Annotated in this window: 17 protein-coding genes; 8 read left to right on the top strand and 9 right to left on the bottom strand. The window is 38.8% G+C overall.

Translation table 11 applies throughout. From position 1 onward, the window contains the following. Positions 1 to 8 precede the first annotated feature (8 nt). Positions 9 to 761 (top strand): response regulator transcription factor, encoded by a 753-nt coding sequence (locus tag HXT44_RS02920; protein ID WP_004110759.1) that lies wholly within the window; start codon positions 9 to 11, stop codon positions 759 to 761. An 87-nt stretch (positions 762 to 848) separates the two neighbouring features. Continuing rightward, complete coding sequence (locus HXT44_RS02915) at positions 849 to 2,024, top strand: sensor histidine kinase (RefSeq protein WP_004110763.1); 1,176 nt, start codon at positions 849 to 851, stop codon at positions 2,022 to 2,024. Here HXT44_RS02915 and HXT44_RS02910 read toward each other — a convergent pair. Further along, positions 2,021 to 2,914: a ComF family protein gene (locus tag HXT44_RS02910; protein ID WP_102155267.1), complete on the bottom strand. Its 894-nt coding sequence runs from the start codon at positions 2,912 to 2,914 to the stop codon at positions 2,021 to 2,023. The two genes, HXT44_RS02915 and HXT44_RS02910, sit on opposite strands and share 4 nt — an antisense overlap. 91 nt (positions 2,915 to 3,005) lie before the next feature. Then, on the bottom strand, positions 3,006 to 3,827 hold the full coding sequence (locus HXT44_RS02905) for an HAD-IIB family hydrolase (RefSeq protein WP_012914045.1): 822 nt from the start codon (positions 3,825 to 3,827) through the stop codon (positions 3,006 to 3,008). Between the two features lie 119 nt (positions 3,828 to 3,946). Here HXT44_RS02905 and HXT44_RS02900 point away from each other — a divergent pair, with 119 nt between their 5' ends. Further along, entirely contained in the window at positions 3,947 to 4,375 is a 429-nt protein-coding gene (locus HXT44_RS02900; RefSeq protein WP_012914044.1) for a metallopeptidase family protein, read from the top strand. Between the two features lie 76 nt (positions 4,376 to 4,451). On the opposite strand, the gene HXT44_RS02895 is transcribed toward HXT44_RS02900, so the two are convergent. Both HXT44_RS02895 and HXT44_RS02890 read right to left on the bottom strand, forming a co-directional pair. After that, on the bottom strand, positions 4,452 to 6,038 hold the full coding sequence (locus HXT44_RS02895; protein WP_421783126.1) for a DUF5719 family protein: 1,587 nt from the start codon (positions 6,036 to 6,038) through the stop codon (positions 4,452 to 4,454). Further along, the gene (locus tag HXT44_RS02890; RefSeq protein WP_421783124.1) at positions 6,025 to 9,426 is read right to left on the bottom strand and encodes a glycosyltransferase family 2 protein; all 3,402 of its coding nucleotides are present in this window, start codon (positions 9,424 to 9,426) and stop codon (positions 6,025 to 6,027) included. Before HXT44_RS02890 ends, HXT44_RS02895 begins: the two co-directional genes overlap by 14 nt. Before the next feature lie 322 nt (positions 9,427 to 9,748). Here HXT44_RS02890 and HXT44_RS02885 point away from each other — a divergent pair, with 322 nt between their 5' ends. From HXT44_RS02885 to HXT44_RS02875, 3 genes are all read left to right on the top strand, one after another. Continuing rightward, a complete protein-coding gene (locus tag HXT44_RS02885) occupies positions 9,749 to 11,182 on the top strand; it encodes an LCP family protein (protein ID WP_421783122.1) in 1,434 nt (477 codons plus the stop codon). 104 nt (positions 11,183 to 11,286) lie between these two features. Further along, entirely contained in the window at positions 11,287 to 12,585 is a 1,299-nt protein-coding gene (locus tag HXT44_RS02880) for an LCP family protein (protein WP_421783120.1), read from the top strand. A 235-nt stretch (positions 12,586 to 12,820) separates the two neighbouring features. Next, complete coding sequence (locus tag HXT44_RS02875) at positions 12,821 to 14,644, top strand: FtsK/SpoIIIE domain-containing protein (RefSeq protein ID WP_421783118.1); 1,824 nt, start codon at positions 12,821 to 12,823, stop codon at positions 14,642 to 14,644. 6 nt (positions 14,645 to 14,650) lie between these two features. On the opposite strand, the gene HXT44_RS02870 is transcribed toward HXT44_RS02875, so the two are convergent. The 4 genes from HXT44_RS02870 to hflX form a co-directional block, all read right to left on the bottom strand. After that, the gene (locus tag HXT44_RS02870; RefSeq protein WP_004110789.1) at positions 14,651 to 14,923 is read right to left on the bottom strand and encodes a WhiB family transcriptional regulator; all 273 of its coding nucleotides are present in this window, start codon (positions 14,921 to 14,923) and stop codon (positions 14,651 to 14,653) included. Between the two features lie 186 nt (positions 14,924 to 15,109). Beyond that, on the bottom strand, positions 15,110 to 16,594 hold the full coding sequence (locus HXT44_RS02865; protein ID WP_004110792.1) for a sensor histidine kinase: 1,485 nt from the start codon (positions 16,592 to 16,594) through the stop codon (positions 15,110 to 15,112). Between the two features lie 125 nt (positions 16,595 to 16,719). Continuing rightward, on the bottom strand, positions 16,720 to 17,682 hold the full coding sequence (locus HXT44_RS02860; protein ID WP_004107125.1) for an L-lactate dehydrogenase: 963 nt from the start codon (positions 17,680 to 17,682) through the stop codon (positions 16,720 to 16,722). A gap of 143 nt (positions 17,683 to 17,825) precedes the next feature. Beyond that, the gene (hflX, locus tag HXT44_RS02855; RefSeq protein ID WP_119504550.1) at positions 17,826 to 19,280 is read right to left on the bottom strand and encodes a GTPase HflX; all 1,455 of its coding nucleotides are present in this window, start codon (positions 19,278 to 19,280) and stop codon (positions 17,826 to 17,828) included. A 264-nt stretch (positions 19,281 to 19,544) separates the two neighbouring features. Between hflX and HXT44_RS02850 the strand changes: the two genes are divergently transcribed. Together HXT44_RS02850 and hrpA are read left to right on the top strand one after the other, a co-directional pair. After that, on the top strand, positions 19,545 to 20,243 hold the full coding sequence (locus tag HXT44_RS02850; RefSeq protein WP_004110795.1) for a class I SAM-dependent methyltransferase: 699 nt from the start codon (positions 19,545 to 19,547) through the stop codon (positions 20,241 to 20,243). Between the two features lie 62 nt (positions 20,244 to 20,305). Next, positions 20,306 to 24,391, top strand: a complete 4,086-nt coding sequence (gene hrpA, locus HXT44_RS02845) for an ATP-dependent RNA helicase HrpA (RefSeq protein ID WP_421783116.1) — start codon at positions 20,306 to 20,308, stop codon at positions 24,389 to 24,391. A 154-nt stretch (positions 24,392 to 24,545) separates the two neighbouring features. Here hrpA and HXT44_RS02840 read toward each other — a convergent pair whose 3' ends face one another. After that, positions 24,546 to 25,988 carry an MFS transporter gene (locus HXT44_RS02840; protein WP_421783114.1) on the bottom strand — a complete coding sequence of 481 codons (1,443 nt, stop codon included), beginning with the start codon at positions 25,986 to 25,988 and terminating at the stop codon, positions 24,546 to 24,548. Between the last annotated feature and the right edge of the window lie 93 nt (positions 25,989 to 26,081).

Here is a 26,081-nt window from a genome sequence, read left to right as displayed (position 1 = left end):
TTTAAAATATGCTAAACGCTCCATCAGCTAGCGTAAATGCTCGTACAATTCTCGTTGTTGAGGATGAGCCAGATCTTGCTACAGCAATTGCACAACGCATTACTGCACAAGGCTGGAGAGCAAGAGTCGCTACAGATGGAGCGTCTGCTGTTAGAGCTGCCGAACAACTAAAACCTGATCTCATAATTATGGATATTATGCTTCCTATTATGGATGGGATTGAAGCAACTCGACGAATTATCTCCAAAATGCCTGTTCCTATCCTCATGTTAACAGCACGCGACGCAGAAGCCGATAAAATTGTTGGCTTAAGCGCAGGCGCAGATGATTACATGACTAAACCATTTTCGCCACGTGAGTTAATTGCTCGTTGCGCAGCATTGCTGAGACGCGTAGAACGCGCATCGCAAATAGCAAAGACAATGGAACATGAACGCACAATTAATTTTGGGTCACTTATTATTAGACCTCGTCAAAGACTTGTAACTTTAAACGACAAAGAGGTACATTTTACACCAACTGAGTTTGACTTGCTCGCTACTCTAGCTCGTCATCCTCATACTGTATTTAAGCGTGAAAAGTTACTTGAAGAGGTGTGGGATTGGCCGGATGCTTCTGGAACTCGCACAGTAGATTCACACATTAAGTCTTTGAGACATAAAATTGGATCGGAATGGATTCGTACTGTACACGGAATAGGATACGCATTCGAGCCACCTATTAGTGATTACGACAAAGTTCTGCAATCACAAGTTTCATAAATAATTATTACTTTCATAAATAGTAAATAATTATTACTTTCATAAATAGTAAATAATTACAACACTTTAGCTTCGGAAAATTCGTAAATGGTATTAGAAAATAAAATAGATAATGCTAATTCTGAGCAATATAAAAATACTAAACAACGTAATTTATTAAATAAAAACTCAAATGCTCAACTTAAAAATAAGTCAAAAATGCGATTTACGAATTCTTCTGTAAAGCATAATTATCCAAATCGACCTGTCGGATTTTTTTCATCTCTAAAAATTGAACTTTCGGCAATTATTGTTTTTGCAACAGCAATTGCTTTCGTAATGGCATGGTTTTTACTTAAAACTGGTCTAAATGGCTGGATTGCAATGCCATTAACACTTATTGTTGCTCTGGGAATTACATACATTTTTTCTAGAGGACTTACAGCACCACTTCGTCAAATGAAAAATGCTGCAGAAGCTATGGCTGACGGCGACTATTCTGTGCGAGTTGCTGTAGAAAATCGTCGTGACGAAGTAGGTAAATTAACTCTTGCATTTAATGAAATGGCAGAAGAACTTGAACATGCAGATCAAATGCGTAGAGAGCTTATAGCAAACGTAAGTCACGAACTGCGCACTCCTGTTTCTGCTTTACAAGCGATGCTTGAAAATCTTGCAGACGGAGTTGTTGATCCTACTCCATCTAATATGGAAGCTATATTAAACCAAACTCATAGACTTGCTGATCTTATTACTTTCCTTCTTGATTTATCTAGAGTTGAAGCAGGCGCGGAAAGCCTTAATATAACTTCATTTAATTTCACAGACTTTATTGACGAAATTATCGAACCACTAGAAATAGCTGATTCAGGTCATAATCATAATATTGAAGTTCAAATTAATGATGAGATTGAATTAACAGGAGATCAAGCTCGCCTTTCGCAACTTTTTACTAATATTATTTCTAACGCTCTAAAACATTCAGACGATGGAACTCGTGTTCTTATAAGTGCTCATATTAATCACAGCCAAAACTCTGTAATATGCAATGTTGTGAATTTCGGAGAACAAATTCCTCAAGAAGATCGCGCCGATATTTTCAGAAGATTTGTTAAAGGAAATCAGCGAATTGGCACAGAATCAGGAGGAACAGGATTAGGATTATCAATTGCTCGTTGGGCTGCACAATTGCACCATGGAACTGTAAAAGTAGTAGACGATAAACGCGGTCCGAACTTTGAAATTGCGCTTCCGCTAAACTATAGCAATACAATAGCAAACTAACATTTGTAATTTGCTGTACGATTATCCTTATTGCATACACATGCTAAAGAAAAGCATGCTAAAACAGTAATTCCACTATTCTGTAAAGTTGAAACGCAGCTATTCATAGTTGAGCCAGTAGTTACAATATCATCCAATACAATAGCTTTGTACTCGCGTTGATTTTCAAACTTTTGCTTTCTCAATTCTTTAAAATCGATGCTAAACGCCTTAGAAATTCTGTTAGACCTTCCGCGAAAACCGGAAGTTTGCACTGATTTCGCAGTAATTCTAGCATCCATACTTACAATATCTAAAACGTATGCTCTAATGCCACTATTACACAATCGTTTAGCAACACAATTTGCAACAGGCAACATATGCTTACGTCCACGATGCCTTGATGAATGCTTAGACGACGGGACTGGTATAACAAATATAGGTTTTTCACTTATATAACAAGAATGCGAGCGCAAAAATTTAGATATAACTTCTACTACTAAATCGCCAATAAGTTCACCAAATATTTTGTCACATGCAATATCGAAATGATCCTTCCACAATAATATTGAGCGGCGAACAACCGTAGAATACGAACCACACGCGTAGCGATATCCACATACTGTTCTGGCAAATGGTGCACGTTTCCAGCATTGCAACGCTTTCTTGCAGTTTTCACACAATATATAATCTGGAGTATCACAGCCTGCACATGCGCGAGGCAAAAATAAATTAAATAAAGCAATCGCTACATTCTTCCAACTAGCAAAACGCCAATTTATAAAATCAACATCCTTGTTTTCACATACACCACAAGGTACAGATGCGTGACATGCTAATCCCCCATGAGATGTCACGCTTCTATACTTCTTTTTGTTTTGGTGGTTTATAACCTTGCGTCTCCCAACCATAATGACAGCATATGCGATAGCTTATTGGCTATGCAAATAAAAAATGTTATTGTGGATAAAAGGTATCTTAAAATGAAAAATTAATAAAATTCTATATTTCTAAAATATTAAGTACCTTATTACAAAGCTCTAAAGTATCCGAAGGATTACTTACTTTAATAATTAAAGCTCCTGTAAAGGCAGTAGGATAATCGTTTCCTCCAGGATACATACGATCGCCAATAAAAGTAATTTTTTCAATATTAACATCACAATATTGAGACAGCATTCGCAAAGCTTGAGCTTTATCGTCACCGCGCCTGTATATATCGATGCTAGTATCTCCTCCAGCGCGTACAGCAAAATTAGGTAAAGCTTGAGAAATGCTTTGTGCAAGTTGAGCTTTCAAACAACCGCTAGGATCCCAAGTTTTTTTATATTCAATAGGAGCTAGTTGTCCTAGTGCCGAAAAAGTAATTTGACTACCGCGGTTCTCTATCTGTTCTCCCCACAGCATTGGATCGCCGGGTTCTTTCCAAACGCCTATATTTTTTGCACACTTGTGTATTGCATCAATAACGCATTGCGCTTGCTTAAAATCGATAGTATGTTCATAAACAGATTGCAATGACATGTCATTATTCACACGATAATAACTAGTTCCATTAGTGGGCATTATGTGAATATTTTTAAGATTAGTGCCAATAGTTAGCATATTTAAAATTTGCTTCTTAACTAACTCTAAGCAGCCACCTGTTATTACAGCAACAGGAATTATATCAATCAGCTTACTTAATGATTCAGCCATCGATTTAAGCATAGGTTTTTTAGAACATGCCAGTGTGTTATCTAAATCAAAAGCAATAAGAGACGATTTAGCAATGCTCAAGTCAAGATTAAACTCATTCCAATCATGCACTATTGGTTTGAGCATTACAAATCCTCCTGACTTTTAAAACCATATATACAGTATTCTATAGTGTGAGCGTATTTCACACACCGCATATTAATTATTTACATATTATTGCCCTAGCCTTCTCGTAAAGTGGAAGCATGACAGGTCTAATTTGGGAAGAACGTCACTATAGAAATAGGCATGGTAGAGGTCTTAGGGCACCAATATTTGGTACTCGACTTCCACAATATAGAACTGCTAGCGGAATGTTTGATGCCATGGTAGCAGCTCAAATTAGACGCCTTAACAGTGCTTGGCAAGCATTAACTAAAGACGTTCAATTCGCGGTAGAAGATGTGCCGCCTTCGCAACCACTGTTATGGGAGCAAAACCGCAGAATACTTTCGCAAGCTTTTCCAGCTAGCCGTGGTATGCAATCTAGAATTGTATTGTATAGGCTTCCGCTATGCACTCATGTAAGCAGCAGAAGTGAACTTCAATATGCTATCAGAGATGAGCTTGTGCAATGCTTAGCAGAACTATACGGTCGCAGACCAGAAGAAATTGATCCAGATTGGGGTTTGTAAACAATTTTTAAATTAATTAAAATTATTAAGTATTTTAATTAATTTATAGTCGCTTATAGCAATATTTTTATTCGTATTATTGCACAATATGATTGTCAGTTTTAACGTATACCTTCATTTCTTGCGGTTCCAAAGATTGCGCAGAAAGCCAAGAAATACCTGCTATACCAGCCTTATCGATTTCATCTTTATGAATACGGGCAGACAAAGCAACTTTGCTATGCGATTTCGCAATAAACATAACTGCATCGTGCGAAATTTCTGAAACAGGAATTCTTAAAGATGCATTCGCAGGAATCGTTACGTTTTTTGTAGCAGCTAATACACCATTTAAATCAAATCCTTGCAAACGCACAGCAGTATCTTTATCACTTGAAGAAGAAAGGTATAGAGCTGTTTCATTAGCAGAAACAGGCGATACAATTGCGCCACTACCTTGTACGTTAGATGGTGTAATAAAAGCTACATCTGATTGATTATCCTTGCCATCTTTAGTAATGGACATCATTACTTGAGTAGGAACATCTCCACTTACGCTCAAAGCATTAGCATGCTCCGGAACTTTTCCAAGATCGACAACTTGCAAATGGTGTGCTTTTAACGTCAAATTCTTTACTTCTTTAGAACCTGTATCATTCATCCATGAAAGCGTTACATTACCATCTTTATTTGGCCATACATATAACTTAGATTGATCGCCTTCACTAATACCTGAAAGAATATTTGTATTAGATTGAGTGCTTAATTCATGAACAATATCTACACCTTTTACAGATAAGCCACTCATATGAATGACTTTTACAAATGATGCTATAGGTGTCTGCTCGCTTTCAACTTGCACGTATAATCCAGAAGTCTTAGGAGAGGCAGCAGCAAGATCAAAATATGCATGAGAACGAGCAGGAACAGTAGAAGCACTTCCTGTAGAAAGATTTAACTGATTACTGCCATGCTCTGCAGACCAAGCTCTAACACGAACAACAGTGGATTTTGAAGCAGCATTAAACGCTTCTAAACGAATAGAAATTCCATCAGCAGATTCCGGAACTAGGAATGTCTGTTTCATAGACGGCATTGAACAGGTAGTTGCAGATAAACCTTTTACGTCACCTTTAGTAGCCCATGAAACCATGGAAGCAGATATTCCAGTGCCAGATCCAACTCGTGACAAATGTCCTTCTAGAACTTGAGCGTCATGATTTACATTATTGTTAGCAATAAAAGCTGACGTATCATCATCAGTTGATTTTGAATTCAACGTAATAGATTGATCATTGTTATCTCGTATGTTACGCAAGCTAGAACTATACACATCTCCAAAAGCACCATAACGAGCAGAAGATTGTAAATCGCCTTCTGATTCGTTATATTCGCTATCACCATATTGAGTCAAATCTGGAAGAGACAATCGAATAGGACAAATAGTTTGCAAACGAGTAGAACCAACACTACTTATAACGCCACTAGATGGAGTATTAGGATTGTCTACAAAGTGAGACATTGGTAAGCATAATGCAACAACACATGCAGAAGCAATAAGTATTATTGCACTAAAAATAGCAAGTGAGACAATACTGACTATTTTGTTCTTGCGATTAATATCTACATCCGCATTTACTTCACCATGCTTAGAGCCCTCATGAGGATTTTTATGCCAGTTCATCTAATTCCTCCTCATGCCTGTCATCTGAACGTTCTATCATTGCATGTCTGCCAAATCGAGGCACGGCAACAATACAGTACAGCAGTAATACCATAGAAGAAACAATAATCCAAGGAACTCTCCACGCAAGAGGCCTAGATCGATAATACGGAGATGTAGAAGACAACGACTTAGAATCAGGCACACCATCAAATCTGCAATAAGTTCCTTGCGGTGATGAAACAACCAATTGTGTACCGTCAGAAGCGTTAACGTGTGCAATTAATTGTTCAGTAGCTTCTTTGTTAACATTACTCACTGTTTGCACAGAAGGATGTAACAATTGTTGTATTGACATAGAAGTTTTATGGGAAACCTGCTTATTTTCTGAACTATTAACAATATAAATACCGCCAATTCCAAGTTGCTTTAACGTTGAAATTGCGCCATTATCTGTATGAGATAACAATTGTGCTGAGGCACGATATATTGCTTTATTGCTTGATGAATCACCAAACATTACTTGTCTAACACGAAGTGCTGGAGATTCGTCTATTGCATCTCCCTTAGATGTTCGCATAATAGAGATTGACAAATCATGGCTACTTTGAGCTCTTAAAGCAAGTATTCGCCGAGTATCGTCTTTTCGCAAATAATCAGAAACAACCATAGGGAGCTCATTGTTATTTGCGCAAATAGATGTAGCAGGTCCGCTCAATACAGCAAAAAGACCCAAAAGAACCGCCATAGTCAACATGCTACTTGCAAGAACAGCGCGTGCTATGCGAATTATGCGCTGCAACAATTGTGCCGCAGAACGACGCATTGCAGCACGTCTACTTGCACGAGTTTTATAGTTATCAAAAATTTGAGACTCAGATTCCTTCGAAGTACGTAGTGGCTCAAAGCGTCGAACAGCTTGACCGGCAACCATGCACATACAAGATAAAATGCCGACAGTAGATAATGCGACTCCAGGCAAAACGCTTGCAGCAACAGGTCCTGAAATATCGGATGCAACTACAACACGAGCGGCAATAAGAGATAACAGCATTCCGGAAATAATCACAACCCACATCATTCGAGAAACTCGCAAAGCAAAAGGCAAAGTTAATGACGTAACAGCCATAACAACAGCTAGAATTGCAAAAATTACCATTATTATTGTTCTTAAGCTCATCAATGGCATATTAATTTCAACATTAGGAGAAGCCATATTAAAAGCGTGCAACAAAACATCAGCGTAATCGCTTACGCGTGGAGCACCTTGCACACTTCTCAATGGCAAAGCCATACTAGAGAACAATTGACGCCACATTCCAGATTCGCCATATCTAATAGCACTTCCTATTGTAGGAAGCAAAACAATTATCGATGGTATAGGCATAAGCGCGAACATAATACGATGAGAGCGCACCATAATAAACGACGCAATAAAAATAACAATAAGAGGCAAAACAAGCTGCGGTTCTGCAGCTACTGGAACCATAAAGCATAATGCTGCGCATGCTGCACATTGAGTGGATTTAACAGGACGCACAGGATCTTCTGTTACGTACATTCCAACAGCATGGAACGCAAAAGCAAATGCTGCAGGCAAAAATGCCATAGTCATTAACATTGGCAAATCACCGCGTGCAAACAAACCAAAAGCAATAGCAATCATAGTCCAGCAAATACCAGCGCATACACGCACAGTATCCGAGCGCGTAAATACGCCAGCAAGAGCCCAAAAACTTAAACACATAGCTGGAGCAGCTAAGAAGAACATTAATGTGACAGCCAATAACGGGTTAGCACCAACCACAATTGATGCGATTGCCCAAATACTTAGCCATGGTGCTGGAGGAATTGCAGGTCCAAAACCATCATCAGGAACCCATGCACCAATAGCAGAATTCCATAGTTGATTGAAATCTGCACCCGTTGGTAACCATTGCTGTGCATTCCAAGAAGCGCCACTTAAAATTTCACGCCATGGAGAGCCATATAAATTCAATATGACTGCAAAAAGAAGAAGAGACGCAAGAATAACAGCACTCCACCTACGCAACACTCGAATATGCAAATGCCGCTTCGCTAGAGGACTCAACAGCACGAAATGCTGTTGAGCTTGGAAAGCAGAACTACGATCACGCCAACGTGCAACTTGATGACGATCTGCGATAAGAGGAACAAGTCGTTTTAATGGAACACGAGTATTCCTTGCAACCCTTCTGCGAGCAAAAACTGCTCTAGGTAATTGCATAATAGCAAGCCATGGCAAAAGCAGACGAATCCACGCTATATAAGGATGTTTAGCAAACAGCGAATGCAAAGCGCCAACGAAACAAGCAGGCAAACTAAGAATCCATATAAGAGGCCACAAAAAAATACTAATATCAGTGTATTTGTAACGCTGCTTAGCTACGAGAGAAGCTGCTACACCATACTTAGATCCTGAATTATTATGATTTCTAGCATCACCGTTACGAGTACGGATACCTTCTAACCTTGCACGCCTGTGTGCGATACGAGCTGAAGGAACTACAACAACACGACCTCCAGATAGACATACTCTACGACAAAAATCTCTTGATTCGCCAAAAGTTGTCATCCATTGTTGCGTACCGCGTAAAGTCTGCCATGCAGTTAATGTGACTAAAGCACCTGCTAGCGATACTGCATACACATCTCCACGCCCATCATACTGTTCTTGATCTGGCTCGCCGTCAACAGTAAGAGTATGAACACCGTGACGCCAAGCATACATTCCAACGTTGTGCAAGATATTTCCTTGCCAATCAACTTGTTTAGCTCCCAATACTGATGCAGTCGGAGTATTGCGCCAAGTTTCACGCAAATATTCTAAGCAATGGAAGTCTGCAGGACGAGAATCATCATGCAAAAGCCATAATGCAGAAACTCCTGCACAAGGCAAAATCTTGCGCAAAGATTTTTCTATTGCATCTCCAAAAGAATGAGCATAAGAAATGGGAATAATAATTATGTGTACAGATTTATTTTCACTATTGTTTACGCGAGTATTATTTACGCGATTAGTATTTGGTCTATATTTTGAATCGCTATCAATTGCATTATTGGAATCGATATTATTAGCATTCTGCAATAATGATTTCCTAGTATTAATTGCTCCCGCAAGCTTAGATGAATTAATTTTTATTTGTAAATTCGTTTGCATAGTCTGCTTTACTCGACTAGCACAATCGACTATTACTAAAGTTCCAGGAAGAATTGATTGACTTAGTACTGCATGTAACGTATCAGCATAAAAACGAGTATCTCGCTCCACACACATCATTGCCATAATGGACGAATCCACATCATGAGGATGCGCATCTTTCGCAGATGACAGCACCTGTAAAACTTCGTCTTCAAATGTAAGATTATGAGCGGTTATCGAATCCATACTTACCAGTTTACGCAGGGGGTATGTATCCGCCAAAACACAAGTCGTAATTCTAAATAAATTTATACATATTTTATTAATTATTTTTGCTCATATTAACCAGTATGCTTCATATAAATTTAATTAGAATATTTGCGTAAACTTATTAAAATTTTCTTTAAAATATCAAATAATATTCAACACAACCAGATGTCATAAATCTCACTGCAGCATGCTATAATTACACGCTATATGTGTCCATTGAATATTGATTTATTTGATGACAAAAGAAATGATATTGCCACAACCTAAAAGGTTACTCATTATTGAGAAAGAAGGTACGATGACAACTTCACGGTATCCTGAAGACATGCGGTACCAACCAGGCGAAGATTGGAACTCAACTCCTCATCATAGTCTTGGTTATAGAATGATTAACCGCACGCGCAAGATACTGTGCATGTTTGTTATTTCAGTACTTACATTCTTTTCAACAATCATAGCTGCAGTGTGGTTAGATTTTTCTTCTGCTGTAAGTAACAGAGTCATAAACGTTATATCTAAAGATCCAGAAGCTAATCAAACACTTGATATTAACGCAGGCAAACCAGTAACTTTTCTTGTTTTAGGTCAAGATTCTCGAGATGGGAATAATCAGAGCTTTACACATGACGGCGAAACTGGTGATCATCAGTCAGATACTACTATGGTAGTTCAAATTAGCGCAGATAGATCATACATGAATATCGTTTCTATTCCACGAGATTCTATGGTAAACGCACCAGCATGCGACACTACAAAAGGACATATTCCTGCAAGAAAACATGTGATGTTTAATTCAATTTTCGCCTTAGGATATGCGCAAGGTGGAGATTTAGCTTCAGCAGCATCATGCTCGTTAAAAGCTGTTAATTCACTTACTGGTTTAAATATTCATCATTTTATAGTCGCTGATTTCAGTGGATTAAGCAATATGATTGATGCAGTTGGTGGAGTATCTGTGTGCATCCCAACAGCAACTCGCGATGCCTATACGGGCGTGAATTTCAAACAAGGAATGCAGCATCTTAATGGTCGACTTGCTACTCAATACGCTAGAATGCGTCACGATACAGCAAGCGATGGCTCTGACATAATGCGAACAACAAGACAGCAATACTTGATTAAACAGCTTTTACATCAAGCACTGTCTAAAAACTTATTTACTCAGACAAGTGAGCTTTACCAGCTTGCAAAAGCATCGTTGGGAGCATTGAATATAAGTGAAGGCTTGGCAAATCCTACCACTTTGGTCGGTTTGGCATTAAGCATGCGTAAATTAGATTCTTCACATATTTATGCTCGTACTACTCCTGTTATTCCAGATTCTTATGATCCAAATCGTGTTGTGTGGTCTGATGAAGCAAACAATATTTGGGATTTGATGCGTGAAAATAAACCGCTATCGCTAAATCATAAAACTAACGGCACTAACAAAAAGAATGCAAATAATTCGTCTAAGAATACGAATAATCAAGACAATGAAGATACGGATGACGATAGCAATATAAACGAAAACGACAAGCTTAATAAAACTACAGATCCAAAGAAGATGGGACGTGTTGATCCAAAAACAGGATTAATAAAAAATTCTCAAGGACAACTTATTGATCCAAATACTGGAGGAATTGTAAATCCTGAAAATGGAACTATTCACAATCCACAAACAGGACAATACGTTGGCTTTGCAGACAAGTATGCAAACAATGTACTTTGCGCTGTGCCTAGAAAAAAATAAACACTTAAGCAAGATGTAATCTATGAATATATAATGTACGAACATAAAATTTATATATTATGTATTCATAGTCATTGAAGATACATGCTTATTTTGGAGGATGAATGAATTCGAGATTGTATGAGGACCCTTCTGAAGATAATATAAACCCACCTATCTTCACTCCTTCTCATAATAACGATTCATCTAACTCGAACGTGCCTCCTAGTTTCACTCCAAAACGCGTAAAAAGAGGCAAAATAGAGTCTAATGCGCTTCCATCACAAGCGCCGTCTTTTGCGCCTACAACTCAAAGAACAAGAATCTTAAAAAGTCCAGAACAATGTTCTTCTAGACCTGTTTCTTACACATCGCAATTGCAACCAAGACCAGCACCGCGCACAAGTTCTATTTCACAAATGCGTATTCCAACAACTATAAATAAAGCAGTTGGAAGTACAGCAAAAATACTACCGCACAAACCGCACAGAATTTTACATGCATTTATTGCATTTTTTGTTGTTCTGGCAATAGGTGTAACTGGTTTTGGGGTATATTCATGGAACTGGGTTGACTCAAGAATTAACCGCACTACTTGGCTTACTAGTACTCCTAGCACTCAAGGCAAAGCATGGCTTATTCTTGGTTCTGATCAACGAGAAGGCGAAGAAGCTAAAGAGATAACAGGATTTAGAACAGATACTATTCTTGTATTGACAAAGCCGAGCAATGGTCACAGCTCTCTAATTTCTATTCCTCGAGATTCTCTTGTTTCTTTAAATGGCGAACAAGTAAAAATTAATAGCGTTGCGCAAGCAGCTGGAGATAAAGCATTAACAGCAGCAATAGAAAAAATTACAGGTCATCGCATTGACCATGTTGCAGAAATACGTTTTGGCGGTCTTACTAATGTTGTTAACGCTATAGATGGCATTGATTTATGCTACAACCGTACAGTAAGTGATAAGTTTAGCGGGTTAAATTGGACTTCTGGATGCCATCACGTTGATGGGAATACAGCGTTGGCATTTTCGCGAATGCGATACGCAGATCCAGAATCTGATTTTGGACGAGCTGCACGTCAACGAATGGTTATTGCATCTATTATGAAAAAAGCATTAGATCACAATACCTTATTGAATTTTGGAAAAGTAAAAAAACTTGCTGAAACGGGACTTGCTTCAGTTATTTTTGACGAGAAAACCAATCCAGGAACATTATGGGAAATGGCTCAAGCATTCAAAGAAGCAACTGGGCCGTCAGGCATATCTGGAACAATATATTGGACGAATCCTGATTATCAAGTTCCAGGAGTTGGTTCATCCGTGCTTCTCGATGATGCTAAAAACTTAGATTTATTCAACCAACTTGCATCAGGAACTCATAAACCTGGATCAGTTGGAACTCTTGCAGAGCAACAATAATTTCGAAGTATTGTTGTGTAAACAACACTTTAATTAGATACCACAACTTAGAAAGCACTAAACTCGTATCTTTTAACCACAATCTTGCATAAGTATTGCACAAAAATCAAAAATATTGTCTCATACATTTATGAGTAACAAATCTAATACAGGAATGTCTACAACTAAAGTACTTATGCATGTACAGATGACAGCGAGTATAGTTCCCATATTCGCTCACGTAGCATTGGCTATAATGGCATGGATGCAAGATAATTGGATGATGCTAACCATGATTATTCCAAGCATTATGATGTACATAGCAAGTCTTATTCCACAAATTTTTCAATACATATCTGAGAAAAATTCTGTTCAAAATGTTCAACAAAATCAGCAAATTCAATTATTAAACACCACGCAATCGTCAAATAACGTAACTTATAATCAACAAACTGTAGAAAGTTTGCCAGATACTATTACACCAGTAAGTTTAGAAACATTACTTATGAGAAGAAATGCAATTTCTAATACGCAACATCACTGGAAAGAAGTATTGCAAACATGGTTAAAAAATGCAGGAACATACGACATAAAAAACAAATCCAATAGTATGAAGGAAAATCTAAATACAAATATTTATAACTACTTGCCTAATTCAAAAACTAAACACCTTATAGCTCCACTTGGAATAAGTAATAATGGCTACTGCTATTTAGATTTAATTAACAATGGGCCACATGCTTTAGTTGCTGGAACAACTGGTTCTGGTAAATCAGTACTTCTTACGACTTGGTGTTTAGCTTTGGCTTTTCAATACGGTCCGCAGCAGCTACGGTTTGTTTTTATGGATTTTAAAGGAGGAGCAACTTTTGACATACTATCTAAACTCCCACATGCTATGGGAAATGTGGGAGATTTAAATCTTAAACACGCAATACGCGCTCTAAAAGGTCTCGAACTAGAACTAAATAGACGAGAAAGACTAGTAGCTCATCATGGATGTAATAATATTGCACAAGTAACCCCAGCTGAACCTTCATTGCTTATTGTTATTGACGAATTTCATGCTCTAAAAGATCAACTTCCCAACTACATGCCTCGTCTTATACGAATTGCATCAGTAGGCAGATCTTTGGGAATGCATATTATTGCTGGAACTCAAAATCCACTCGCACAAGTAAGCGCAGATATGAAAGCTAATATTTCTATTAATATTTGCTTGAGAGTTAGAGACGGAATACAATCGCAAGAATTATTAGGAACAGCGCATGCAGCTAGAATAAGCCCAAATACGCCAGGAGCCGCATATTACAATATTGGAGAAGGAGTAGAAGCTTTGCGATGTGCTCAAAGCAGCAATCCTGCACATTTAGTACGAGCAATACAGTTAGCTGGTAGATTCTGCCATCATGATCATTCTCCAGAATTATTTAGCAAACCATTGCCGTCGATTCTTTCAGCAAAACAACTTGCAGAGTATTCAAATAATTACAAATACAAAAATTCGGAGCAAAAAATATCTCAAAGTTTACGTACTCAAGAATTTTATACGAAGCATATTATTATTGGGTTGCAAGACGATACCATACACTTATATCCTGCTCTATTACCAATTCACCTTGGAAATATAGCTGTTATTGGTAGTAGGAAACAAGGCAAAACAACAATATTAAAAATAATTTCTAAAACTTTAAACCTGCCAATATATTCAGGAAAATCACTATATGAACAAAACATTAATAACATTTACAACGAAAATACGCCAATCATTATTGACGATGCAGATGAATTGCTTGATCCGCTAAATACTAAACAAACTGCTATTGCTTTTCAAAAAAGATTAAATAGTAAACAATGCCCAGTTATTATGAGCACTAGCACTTCTCGCTACTTACGTTTACCTGAGCAAGCACCAGTAAGGATAATATTTCCAACAGGAGATGTGGGCACAGATACAATGCTTGGAATACCTTCTGCTTTATCTAAAAGTTTTGATATTGAAGACTATCAACTTCCAGGACGATGCGTTTTAATCACTCCAGGATCAGCAAGTTTAACTCAAATAGTGCACCTAGAATAAAATTATCTATAGTGACGCATCTTGATTTTTACGTGCGCGCATTGCTCGACGCTTTAGAGTTCTACGCTCATCCTCGCTTAATCCTCCCCACACACCGTAATCTTGGTTAGTTTCTAATGCGCATTTTAAACACTCTGTTGCAACATCACATGAGCGACATACTGCTTTTGCTTCTTCAAGCTGTTGAACTGCTGTACCAGCACTTCCAAGAGGAAAGAACAGTTCAGGATCTTTGTCACTACATGCTGCTGTTGTGCGCCAATCAAACGAGTTGCTCATGAATTATTATCCTCATTTCTTACCTACAACGGTGAGCTTTAGAAGTTCCCCTGAATGTAAGGAAATCATGAAAAGAAAGTTTTTTCAAGGTATTTTGCATCTTTATTAGCAATTTTAATTGTTCCTGTACTTTTTACACTAAATGTATAACATTTAATGCACGTTGGAAAACAATTTTTACTAAAGCTACTCAATACCAGATACGCGCAATTTAATGTCTAACACTACCCTAGTTCCGCCCTCTCTTCGAGGAGACCAACGAACTGTACCACCAAAATCGTTAGTGACAAATGTGTTTATAATCTGCGTTCCAAGGCCAGAGCCAGATGGTTTAGCCATTCCATGAGAAGACTCGCTATCTATACCATCTCCATCATCTTCAACGACAATATTAAGATTGTCTCCGCCCCTACCAACTGCAATACGAATATGACCTTTTTCACGACCTTCAAAACCATGTTCAACTGCATTCGTCACTAGCTCAGTTAAAACAAGAGATAATGGTGTAGCATCCTGAGCTGCTAATCTGCCAAATTTTCCAACAAAATCAATATCGATATTTTGATTCTGAGATGCCAACTCAATTGACATCTTCAACAAACTCGAAATAACTTTGTCAAAATCAACAATTTCGTCAGCAGTTTGACTCAAGCCTTCATGAACTAGTGCTATAGTTTGCACACGACGTTGAGCTTCCTCAAGTTCTTTTCTAACTTCAATAGATTTTGTTTTACGAGCTTGCAAACGCAAAAGAGCAGAAACAGCCTGTAAATTGTTTTTTACGCGATGATGTATTTCAGAAATAGTGGCATTCTTAGTACGCAATTCTTGTTCGCGCCGCAAAACTTCAGTAACATCACGGCATAACACTACAGCTCCAACACGATTATTTGGACCCCACAGAGGCAAGGAGCGCATGGAAACTATAGAATGGTTCGCTTCAAGTTCACAATCTACATCAGCTTTTCCAGTTAATACAAGAGGTAAACTTTCGGGAACATTATCGTTCGTATGCAACAACCTAGTGCCAAATTCGCTTAAATATTCACCTTGCATAGTGTTTAATCCGCCAAGTCTGCGGAAACAACTAATGGCATTAGGGGAAGCATAACGAACTATTCCATCGTCTTCTAGCACAATAAAACCATCGGATACTCGAGCATTATGTCGTTGATTTAATACAGATTCACGATATGGGAATTGTTCACGAGGAATCATGTCAAATAAAGTCTTACCAGCATTAATACTTTCAGTTTCATAACGACCATTAGATTCACGCGTTGCCAAATTAGTTTCGCGCATAACCAATCCAAGAGTTTTACCCCTATGACGAACTGGAGCATAAACGTAGCATACAGTAGCTCTACCAATAGAACGTAAGGTCGAAGAGTGGAAACTTGTCTCAGATTTCATCGCCTCATTAAGCTCAGGTACTAAAGAATCATCTAATTTTTTACCTAACAAATCATCAGTACGCAAAGTAATAGCTGTTGAAGGACGACATTGTTCAGCAACAACATAATCACCGTCACCATTTTGAATAATCAGCAGCAAATCTGCGAAACTCAAATCTGCAATAACCTGCCAATCGACCACCAAATGGTGAAGCCACTCACGATCACTGTCATTAAAATCAGGACGAGTAGCAAGAATGTTAGAAAAATCAGCCATAATGTAATAATATATCGAACTCACAGAAAATTCTGTGAGGTATGTTGTTGTTTTAAATAAGAAAAGCCGCTCCTCCTCAATTAAAAGAAGAAGCGGTTTAATAATTTATAAATTACTCTTTAAAACTAGAAACCAAACTTAGCAGCAGTTTCGCGCAAAGTTTCAGCAGAACGCTTCAAAGCAGCCAACTCACGATCAGAAACTGGAGTGTTTAGACGAGAGTTTACACCATTGCGATTAAGCAATGTTGGCACAGACATGCACACATCAGAAATGCCGTGGAAGTCATCGAGCAAAGAAGACACTGGAAGAATGCGGTTAGTATCGCGAAGAACAGCCTCAACAATATCTACACCAGACATAGCAATAGCATAGTTTGTTGCACCCTTACCGTTGATAATCTTGTAAGCAGCGTTAACAACTTCCTGATGGATTTCTTCGCGCTTAGCAGCATCAAGTGGCTCATGACCTGGAAGAGCGTTCCAATCGCACATTGGAACACCACCAATGGTTGCAGAAGCCCACAGTGGAACTTCAGAGTCACCGTGTTCGCCAGCAATGTATGCGTGAACGTTCTTAACATTAACGCCAGTGTGCTGAGCAATCAAGAAACGAAGACGAGCGGAATCAAGGTTGGTACCAGAACCAAACATTTGGTTTGCTGGAAGACCAGAAAGCTTCATAGAAACGTGCGTAACAACATCAACAGGATTAGTAATCAACATGTAAATTGCGTTAGGAGCAACCTTCACAACGTTCGGAATGATTGACTTCATGATGTTGATAGTGGCACCTGCAAGCTCCAAACGAGTCTGACCTGGCTTCTGGCGAGCACCAGCAGTAATCACGACCATGTCAGCATCACGGCAAATTTCCACATCGTCAGAACCGGCAATAGAAACTGCAGGATAGAAGCTAGAACCATGCTGCATATCCAAAACTTCAGCTTCAACACGTTCCTTAGCAATATCTTCAAGCACAATCTCACGCGCAACACCACGCTGAGCAGCAGCGAAAGCGAGAGTAGATCCGACCGCGCCGGCACCAATAATTGCAAGCTTAGTTGGCTTAACCTGCGAACTCACCATGAGCAAAAACCTCTTTTCAACAACCTATCACACCCTTATAAGCACACAAAATACCACGATTTATGCATTACTAAGGGCTGCTCTCACATTAAGAGCTTTTGGTATGAACACCTTTACTCTAATCGCACCACCGGAATTTATTATTACAACGCTACTTTCATAAGTTTTGCAGCTAACGATGGTCCAACCCAAGCAATAAGTTCAACCCCCGAATCTACATATTCTGCTTTTTCAACTACACCATTTTCACGAACTTTTGATAATAATCCACCAAACTCGTACGGCAAAGTTACATCTACACGAACACGAGGAGACGGTAACAATTCTTCTAAACGATTGCGCAATATTTGCAAATTTTCGCCACTAAATGCAGAAACAATAACGGCATCAGAATAAAGAGAAGAAAAACGTTCTCGCGCAGCATCACTCATCATGTCTGATTTATTCAATGCCATAATTTGAGGTATATCTTCTACACCAGAAATATTAGCGAGAACTTCGTTTACTGCATTAATTTGCGAAATAGGATCTGGATGCGAACCGTCAACTACATGTAAAATAACATCTGCTTGTCCAACTTCTTCCAAAGTGGATTTAAATGCTTCAACTAGTTGAGTTGGAAGTCTGCGAACAAAACCAACAGTATCTACCAAAGTATAGCTTCTACCATCTTGAGTTTGAGAACGACGTACTGCAGTATCAAGAGTTGCAAACAGTGCATTTTCTACTAATTCTTGTGATCCAGTAAGGCGATTTATAATAGACGACTTGCCAGCATTCGTATATCCAACAACAGCTACAGTTGGAATATCTTGTCGTCTACGAGAACCACGTTTTACATCGCGCGCAGGTGCCATATTCGCAATATCGTGACGAAGTTTAGAAATACGATTGCGAATAGCTCGACGATCCATTTCGATTTTAGTTTCGCCAGGACCTCTAGAACCAATACCAGCATCTCCTGCAGCTCTACCACCAGCCTGCCTAGAAAGAGCAGCACCCCAGCCTCTTAACCTAGGTAGCATATATTGCAATTGAGCAAGCTCAACTTGAGCTTTACCTTCACGGCTTGTAGCGTGCTGAGCAAAAATATCCAAAATAACAGCAGTGCGATCGACAACCTTAACTTTAGTCGCATCTTCTAAAGCTCTACGCTGGCTAGGAGGTAAATCATCGTCAACAATAATCGTATCCGCATCATGCTGAGCAACTACTGCTGCAAGCTCACGCGCTTTACCTGAACCAACATAAGTTGCAGCATCCGGCCTATATCTTTGTTGCAACATGCCATCGCAAACAACAGCACCAGCAGTCTGTGCCAACGCTGCAAGCTCACGCAACGATTCTTCAGCTTGAGCAAGAGTTCCTTTTGCGCTAGACCACACTCCTACTAGCACAACGCGCTCAAGACGAAGCTTTCTATACTCAACTTCGGTAACATCTTGTAATTCGCCAAGACCAGCTACTCGCTTTAAAGCATTACGAGATTCACGCTCCTGCCAAACTTCATCATGCTTTTCACTGTCAGAAGTAGTGTCTAGAAGCACATCCGAATGAGCATAAAGCACTGCATTATTGGTGAGATTATGCTCATTCATATTATTAGAATCATTTTCGAGGGAGGAAAAATCGTTTGAATTAAGCACATCATCTCGCCCGGATGCCACATTACTATCCGCCAACTGTCCCTCCTCTATTTCATTGTAAATAGCGTTTTACAACGTTTGTCTTATTATGGTAACTTGAGACGACAATATATGAACACAACATATATGTATGATATGTAAATAAAGATACAATAGAAAAAAGTATATTAATAAATCTAAATTTATAGGCGAAATACGGTATTTTTGAGCGAGATCATGGACAGTCATCAACAATTTAAACAATACGATAAAACCAAATCACCAAAATCAGAAAAAACGCAAAAAATCAGTGGCGAACAATACTTTTCTGCAACACCATCATCTTGCGATGAGCGAAGAACGTTACATGTAACTTTGAGAAATCATGAAACTGTTGTACAAGTTTCAAACGGAGTATTTAGTGCTTCTAAGCTTGATCTAGGCACGTCTGTGCTACTAAAACATGCTCCAAAACCACCGGAAAATGGCAAATTCCTTGATATTGGATGCGGATGGGGGCCTATCAGCATTGCAATGGGCTTAGAATCTCCAGAAGCTGAGATTGTAGCTGTAGATGTAAATGAGCGCGCGCTAGAGCTTACTGAGCTAAACGCAAAAAACGCTGGCTTAAAGCATATTCGCACTTCTTTAGTAGATGACGCTTTAAAAGAAAATAATACTTTGGAATTTAATAATTTTGATCTCATATGGTCCAATCCCCCAATTCGCGTTGGAAAAGAAATGCTGCACGACATTTTGATGACTTGGATTCCGCGTTTAAAAGTAGGAGGAGCAGCTTACTTAGTTGTGCAAAAAAATCTTGGCTCAGACTCACTTATTCCTTGGCTTGCTGAAAATCTTGGCGAAAACTACATAGTTGAAAAATATGCAAGTTCTAAAGGATACCGAATTATAGAAGTAATAAAAACGAAATAATAAAACGTACTAATACTAAAGAAGTACTAAAAAGCAAAAATCTACGAAAAGAAATATACACTATGAAATTCGACTACCCTGCTGAGCTTCCTATTTGCGCAGCACACGACGAAATAATAGAAGCAATTAAGTCTTCACAAGTCGTGATTGTTTCCGGACAGACTGGCTCCGGTAAAACTACGCAAATCCCAAAAATGGTGCTTGAGCTTGGAAGAGGCGGAAGAGGTAAGCAAATCGTGCACACTCAGCCTCGCCGTTTAGCTGCACGCACTGTTGCTGAGCGAATCGCAAACGAAATGGAAGTAAAACTAGGCGAAGAAATCGGCTATCAAGTGCGATTTACCGACGAAAGTTCACCTAAAACAAAGCTTCGAATTGTTACTGACGGTATTTTACTTGCGCAAATTCAGCGAGATCCTCTTCTTACTAAATACGACACGATTATTATTGACGAAGCTCACGAACGCAGTCTTAACATTGACTTTTTGCTAGGATATTTAACGACTTTACTTCCGCAAAGACGCGATTTGAAGCTGATTATTACTTCAGCAACAATAGATTCTGCAAAATTCCGTGAACATTTTGAGCAAGCTTTACACACAAAAGTTCCTGTTATTGAAGTTTCTGGACGCACTTACCCTGTGCGAGTTCTTTATGAACCACTTGGATCCGCTCCTTCACTTATGCAACACGTCCCCGGCTTTGCAGACATAACAATGGATGAGGAAACTGTTGCAGAAAGCCAATCTAACGAAAGCAATCGAGACGATATTACAGATGAAGATATGACATCTGCAGTAACTCGCGCATGTGCTCAATTAGTGATTCATTCAAACCACGAGCAAGGCGCGCGCGACATTATGGTTTTCGCTTCTGGCGAGCGCGATATTCGAGAGTTTGAAGCAGGATTACGCTCATATTTTGGCACTCGAGCAAGTGATATGAAGCGAGCTGATGCTATTGAAATAGTGCCGCTTTTTGCGCGTCTTTCTGCAAAAGATCAGCATCGAGTATTTGAACATCACTCTCATCAACGCATTGTTATTGCTACGAACGTTGCTGAAACTTCGCTTACTGTTCCTGGGATTCGATACGTTGTCGATCCTGGTTTTGCGAGAATTAGCAGATATTCTAAGTCTGCAAAAGTGCAAAGACTTCCTATAGAGCCAATTTCTCAAGCGAGCGCAAATCAGCGTTCTGGGCGATGCGGACGAATCGCGGACGGAATTGCTATTAGACTTTACTCGCGCGAAGATTACGAAACTCGCCCTCGTTTTACCGATCCTGAAATTTTGCGCACTTCTCTTGGTGCAGTAGTTTTGCATATGCTTTCGGTTGGTGTTGCTAAAACTGGCGAAGATATTACTAATTTTGGTTTTATTGATCCGCCAGACATAAAAGCTGTAAGCGATGGCTTTAATGAGCTTAACGAGCTTGGCGCAATAAGTAGAAAAACAGGTTTCATCACTTTAACTCATATTGGCCGCGAGCTTTCTAAATTGCCGATTGACATTCGTTTAGGACGCATGATTATTGAAGCGGCGCGTAAAACAACTCCGAATACTCTTGCAGCTGTGCTGGTAATTGTTGCGTTTTTGAGTTTGCAAGATCCTCGCGAGCGTCCTGAAGAACAGCGTGAAGAAGCGAATAGACTTCATAATCGTTATGCGGATGAAACAAGCGATTTCTTAACTGCTTTAAATATTTGGGATTATATTTTCCAAGCAGACGGAAATATGAGCAATAATGCTCTTCGCAAACTTTGTAAAGCGGAATTCTTCCACTTTTTGCGTTTAAAACAGTGGAAAGATTTAGTTAATCAACTTCAAGACTTGTGTAAAGAGTTGCATTATAAAGTTGGCGAGCCTATTCCATCTAAAAGAGTATCTTTGGAAATTCGTCAGCTTCCTAATAATCAACAGGCTGCTCACAGCTTGTGCTGCTCTTGGGATTCGCAAGGAATACACTCGTCGATGCTTGCAGGATTGCTTTCTATGTTGGGAATGCAAGTAGTGCGTGAACCAAAAGCTTCAGATTTTGCTAATTTGCATGGATCAGCAAAAATTCGAGCTATGAAACGCGCTCAAAAAATGGCTAAAAACGACTATCAAGGCGCACGCGGAGGAAGATTCGCAATATTCCCAGCTTCATCTGTTTCGAAAACAACTCCTTCATGGGTTATGTGTACGCAATTAGTTGAAACATCTAGACTTTGGGCAAGATATTGCGCACAAGTCGATCCTGCTTGGGCCGAGCCTCTTGCTAAAAATCTTACTAGAATCACGTATTCTGACGCTCATTGGAGTGCTTCTAAAGGTGCTGCTGTAGCAAAATCTAAAGTATTACTATACGGATTGCCTATTGTTCAAGATCGTACAGTTCAATGGACTAGAGTTAATCCTTACGAAGCTCGTATGATTATGATTCGTCAAGGCTTAGTTGAAGCAGATGTGCAACAGCGTTTTGCACACGATGAGTTTATTGTAAATAATCACAATGTGCTTGAAGATGCAGATAATCAAGCAAATCGCACTCGTCAAATAAGCGAAACTGTAAACGACGAAGATTTATTTACTTTTTACGACACTCGCATTCCTCAAGAAGCAACTACTATTGCAGCTCTTGCAAAATGGTGGAAAGATAACCGCGAAGAAAATCCACACAAGTTAGACTTTAATCCCGATGAAGTTGAACGTTTACAAACTACGCAAAGTACTGATTTAGCTGACTATCCTGACCATTGGGATACAGTTGGTACAGATGGTCAGATTATAAGGTTGCGTTTAAGTTATGTGTATGATCCGGCTAATCCTTTGGACGGCGTAACTGTGCATGTGCCGCTTTACGTACTTTCGCGCTTAACTCCTGAAGAATTTACTTGGAATGTTCCAGGTTTATTAGATGAGCTTATTATTGGCATGATTAAATCTTTGCCTAAAGCTCTACGAGTACAGTTTGTTCCAGCTCCTGATACTGCTCAAAAAATTCGCTCTTGGATTGACGAACATTACGACGAGCTTCCTGGGACTGGAGAAACAGAAAGCAATATAAAAAGCGAATGGCAAGATTTTAGAGAAGTTTTCACTAAAGCTGCAATTTGTGTAGTTGGAGCGCAAATACATCCTGAAGTTTTCGACGAGGAGCAAATAAGCAGACTCTCACCATACTTGCGCATGACGTTTAGTGTTGAAGAGAGAAAAGCTAACGAAAATCGCAATAAACCTGCAGGTCGTAACAAGTACTCTAATCGCGTAAAACCTACAATTCTTGGAACAGATAAGTCATTAATTGCATTGCAAAAACGCTTTGCAAAAGAAGCTCAAGAATCTGCGCGGGCGGTTGTAAATCGTAAAGCAAGTAAAGCAGCTCAAGCTGGAAACGTTGTAGAAAGAGCTGATTTATTGCACAAATCAGGCGCTACAAATCTTTCGCGCGCGCAAATGGTATGGCAGGGTGCGCTAAACATGTTGCATTTAGACAATAAGCGTATTACTTCTCGCTGGCTTGGCGCTGAATCTTTAATGCTCGCATCTGCACCTTATTCAACTTCTAACGCTTTAGCAGAAGACTTGCAAATGGCTGCAGTAAAACGACTAATTGCGAACACAGATAATATTACTGACGACAATTTATTACGCGAAACTGTTGCCAACATTTCCGAAATATACGAGGATACGGTATACGATGTAGCTCACGATGTGATTGCTATATTAAAGCGTGATGCGGAAGTTAGTAAAGCTGTTTCTGGCAAAGCAGATTTGCCTTTGCTTTCAGTGTTGCAATCAATCCGCGAACACACTGCAAGTCTTGTATACGAAGGGTTTATTGCCAAAACTCCATCTGATTCTCTGCCTCGTATTGAACGCTACTTGCATGCAGACGTGATTCGTCTTACTAAAGCTAAGGCAGACAAAAACCGTGACGTACGTTGGTCTTGGCAGGCAGATGAAGCACATAAGCTTGTAGTAAAAGCTCAAGAAGACGCTCAGAAAATCCCATCAGGACCAGCACATGACGAGTCACAAATAATCGCTGAGAAATTACGTTGGATGTGCGAAGAATTCTATGTATCTCTTTGGGCGCAAGAATTGGGAACTGCATATCCGATTAGCATACAACGCATGCGAAAGATGATTGGCGGAAGGTGAAAGCTGTTTCGCATATATGCATATATTTTTTCTTAGCGCTTGCAATGTTGTAAACAATATTGCTCATAACGTTGTAAACAAACTTTATTTGCACAGTTGCTAAGCTATTGCCAATTATAATTCTATTGCTTTTGCTTTTACTATTATTTTGGTCTTATTCTTGATCTTCGTTTACTTCAATTGCATTGCTTTCTTTAGTAATAAAGTTTCTGAATGTAAATACGATAATCCCTAATAATGCAACAGCAGCACACATAAGAGATATGTTTGCAAATCCAGACGAAATACCAGAAGCACCCGTTATAGAATTTCCACTCAGCATGTTTTTATCTAATATTCCGTCAAAAATTACTACACCAACAGACGCAGAAACACTAATAACTAAATCATTCATTCCGCACCCTCTGCCAGATTCTTCAACTGGAAGAGATGAAAGAATTGTTGAGGCCAGTGGAGAATACACCATTCCACAACCTGCATAATAAATGCATGCACACAAAGCTATAGCCAAGAATCCAGAATTTATTAATACTGCAATACCAATCCATCCGCAAAGTATAAACAATATTGCTAATAATAAACCTGTTTTTCTTCCTATACGACTAATTATTAAGCCTGAGCATGAACCGAATATTGCAGCAACAATAAAAGCCCAAACTAAATAAGAAGCTACTTGTGAAGTAGTCATGTTATACAAAGTTTTTCCAACTCTATTGAACAGTGGGCTTATGCAATAATTTGTGAAGTATATTATGCCCATCAAAATTATGCCAGAAAGCCAACGAATATTTTTAAAGAAAGCTGGTGTAACAAACGGCTCTTTAGCTTTACTAATGTAAATACCAAAAATTATAAACAATATAATTGCTGAAATAAGCATCAACAAGTTTCTGTATGAAATGAACAATGTAAGAGATGCAACAGCAAATCCAAAGACTGTAAAACCAACAACATCAATTTTTTTACCATTGCCGTTTTTTGTTGGTAAATAATGCAATAATGCCGGCAATATTAGAATAGTTAATGCTGGAATTAAGAATAAATATTGCCAAGCAATAGAGCTTAACAATCCCGCTGAAAATACTCCAATACATGCAGAAAGCTGGTACGATGCTGTAAATAATCCGAAGAAGATAACTTTCAAATCATTTCGCAAATATTTCGTTGCAATTACTAAGAATGATGAACCTGCTACTTGTTCACCAGTTGTTTGCATAATACGAGCAGCAATAACTGTCCACAAATTTGGCTCAAAACAAGAATTAGCTACAAATCCAAAAACTGAGCCTATAAACAAAGATGTTAATCCAATAGTTACTAGCTTTTTTAATGACACAAAGTCGCCTAAAGAACCGTAAATAAAGCATACAATTCCTAAAATAATGCCAGGTAAACCAGTTATAAGAGGCGCTTGATCAACAGCTTTCACATCTATACCAACTTGTTTATAAACAAGGTTGAAACCTTGCAAGCACAAGGTGCTAATAATATATGTAATAAGCAGTAGTATTAACGCACGAACAGCAACCTTATCGCGCTTTTCTGGGTCATCATAAGGATCCACAGAAGAACAATCAAATCGTTTAGTCCCAATCATCACCGTCTTACTCCCCTACAACAGCCTAATAATTCCAAATATTTATGCAGAAAACTACTGCAAATAAATCAATCTGCCCTAACAATCTAAAGT

The organism is Gardnerella sp. DNF01198P (genome assembly GCF_049244165.1).
In the GTDB taxonomy this organism is placed as follows: Bacteria; Actinomycetota; Actinomycetes; order Actinomycetales; family Bifidobacteriaceae; genus Bifidobacterium; species Bifidobacterium swidsinskii.
This window is presented reverse-complemented; position numbering and strand designations above follow the sequence as displayed.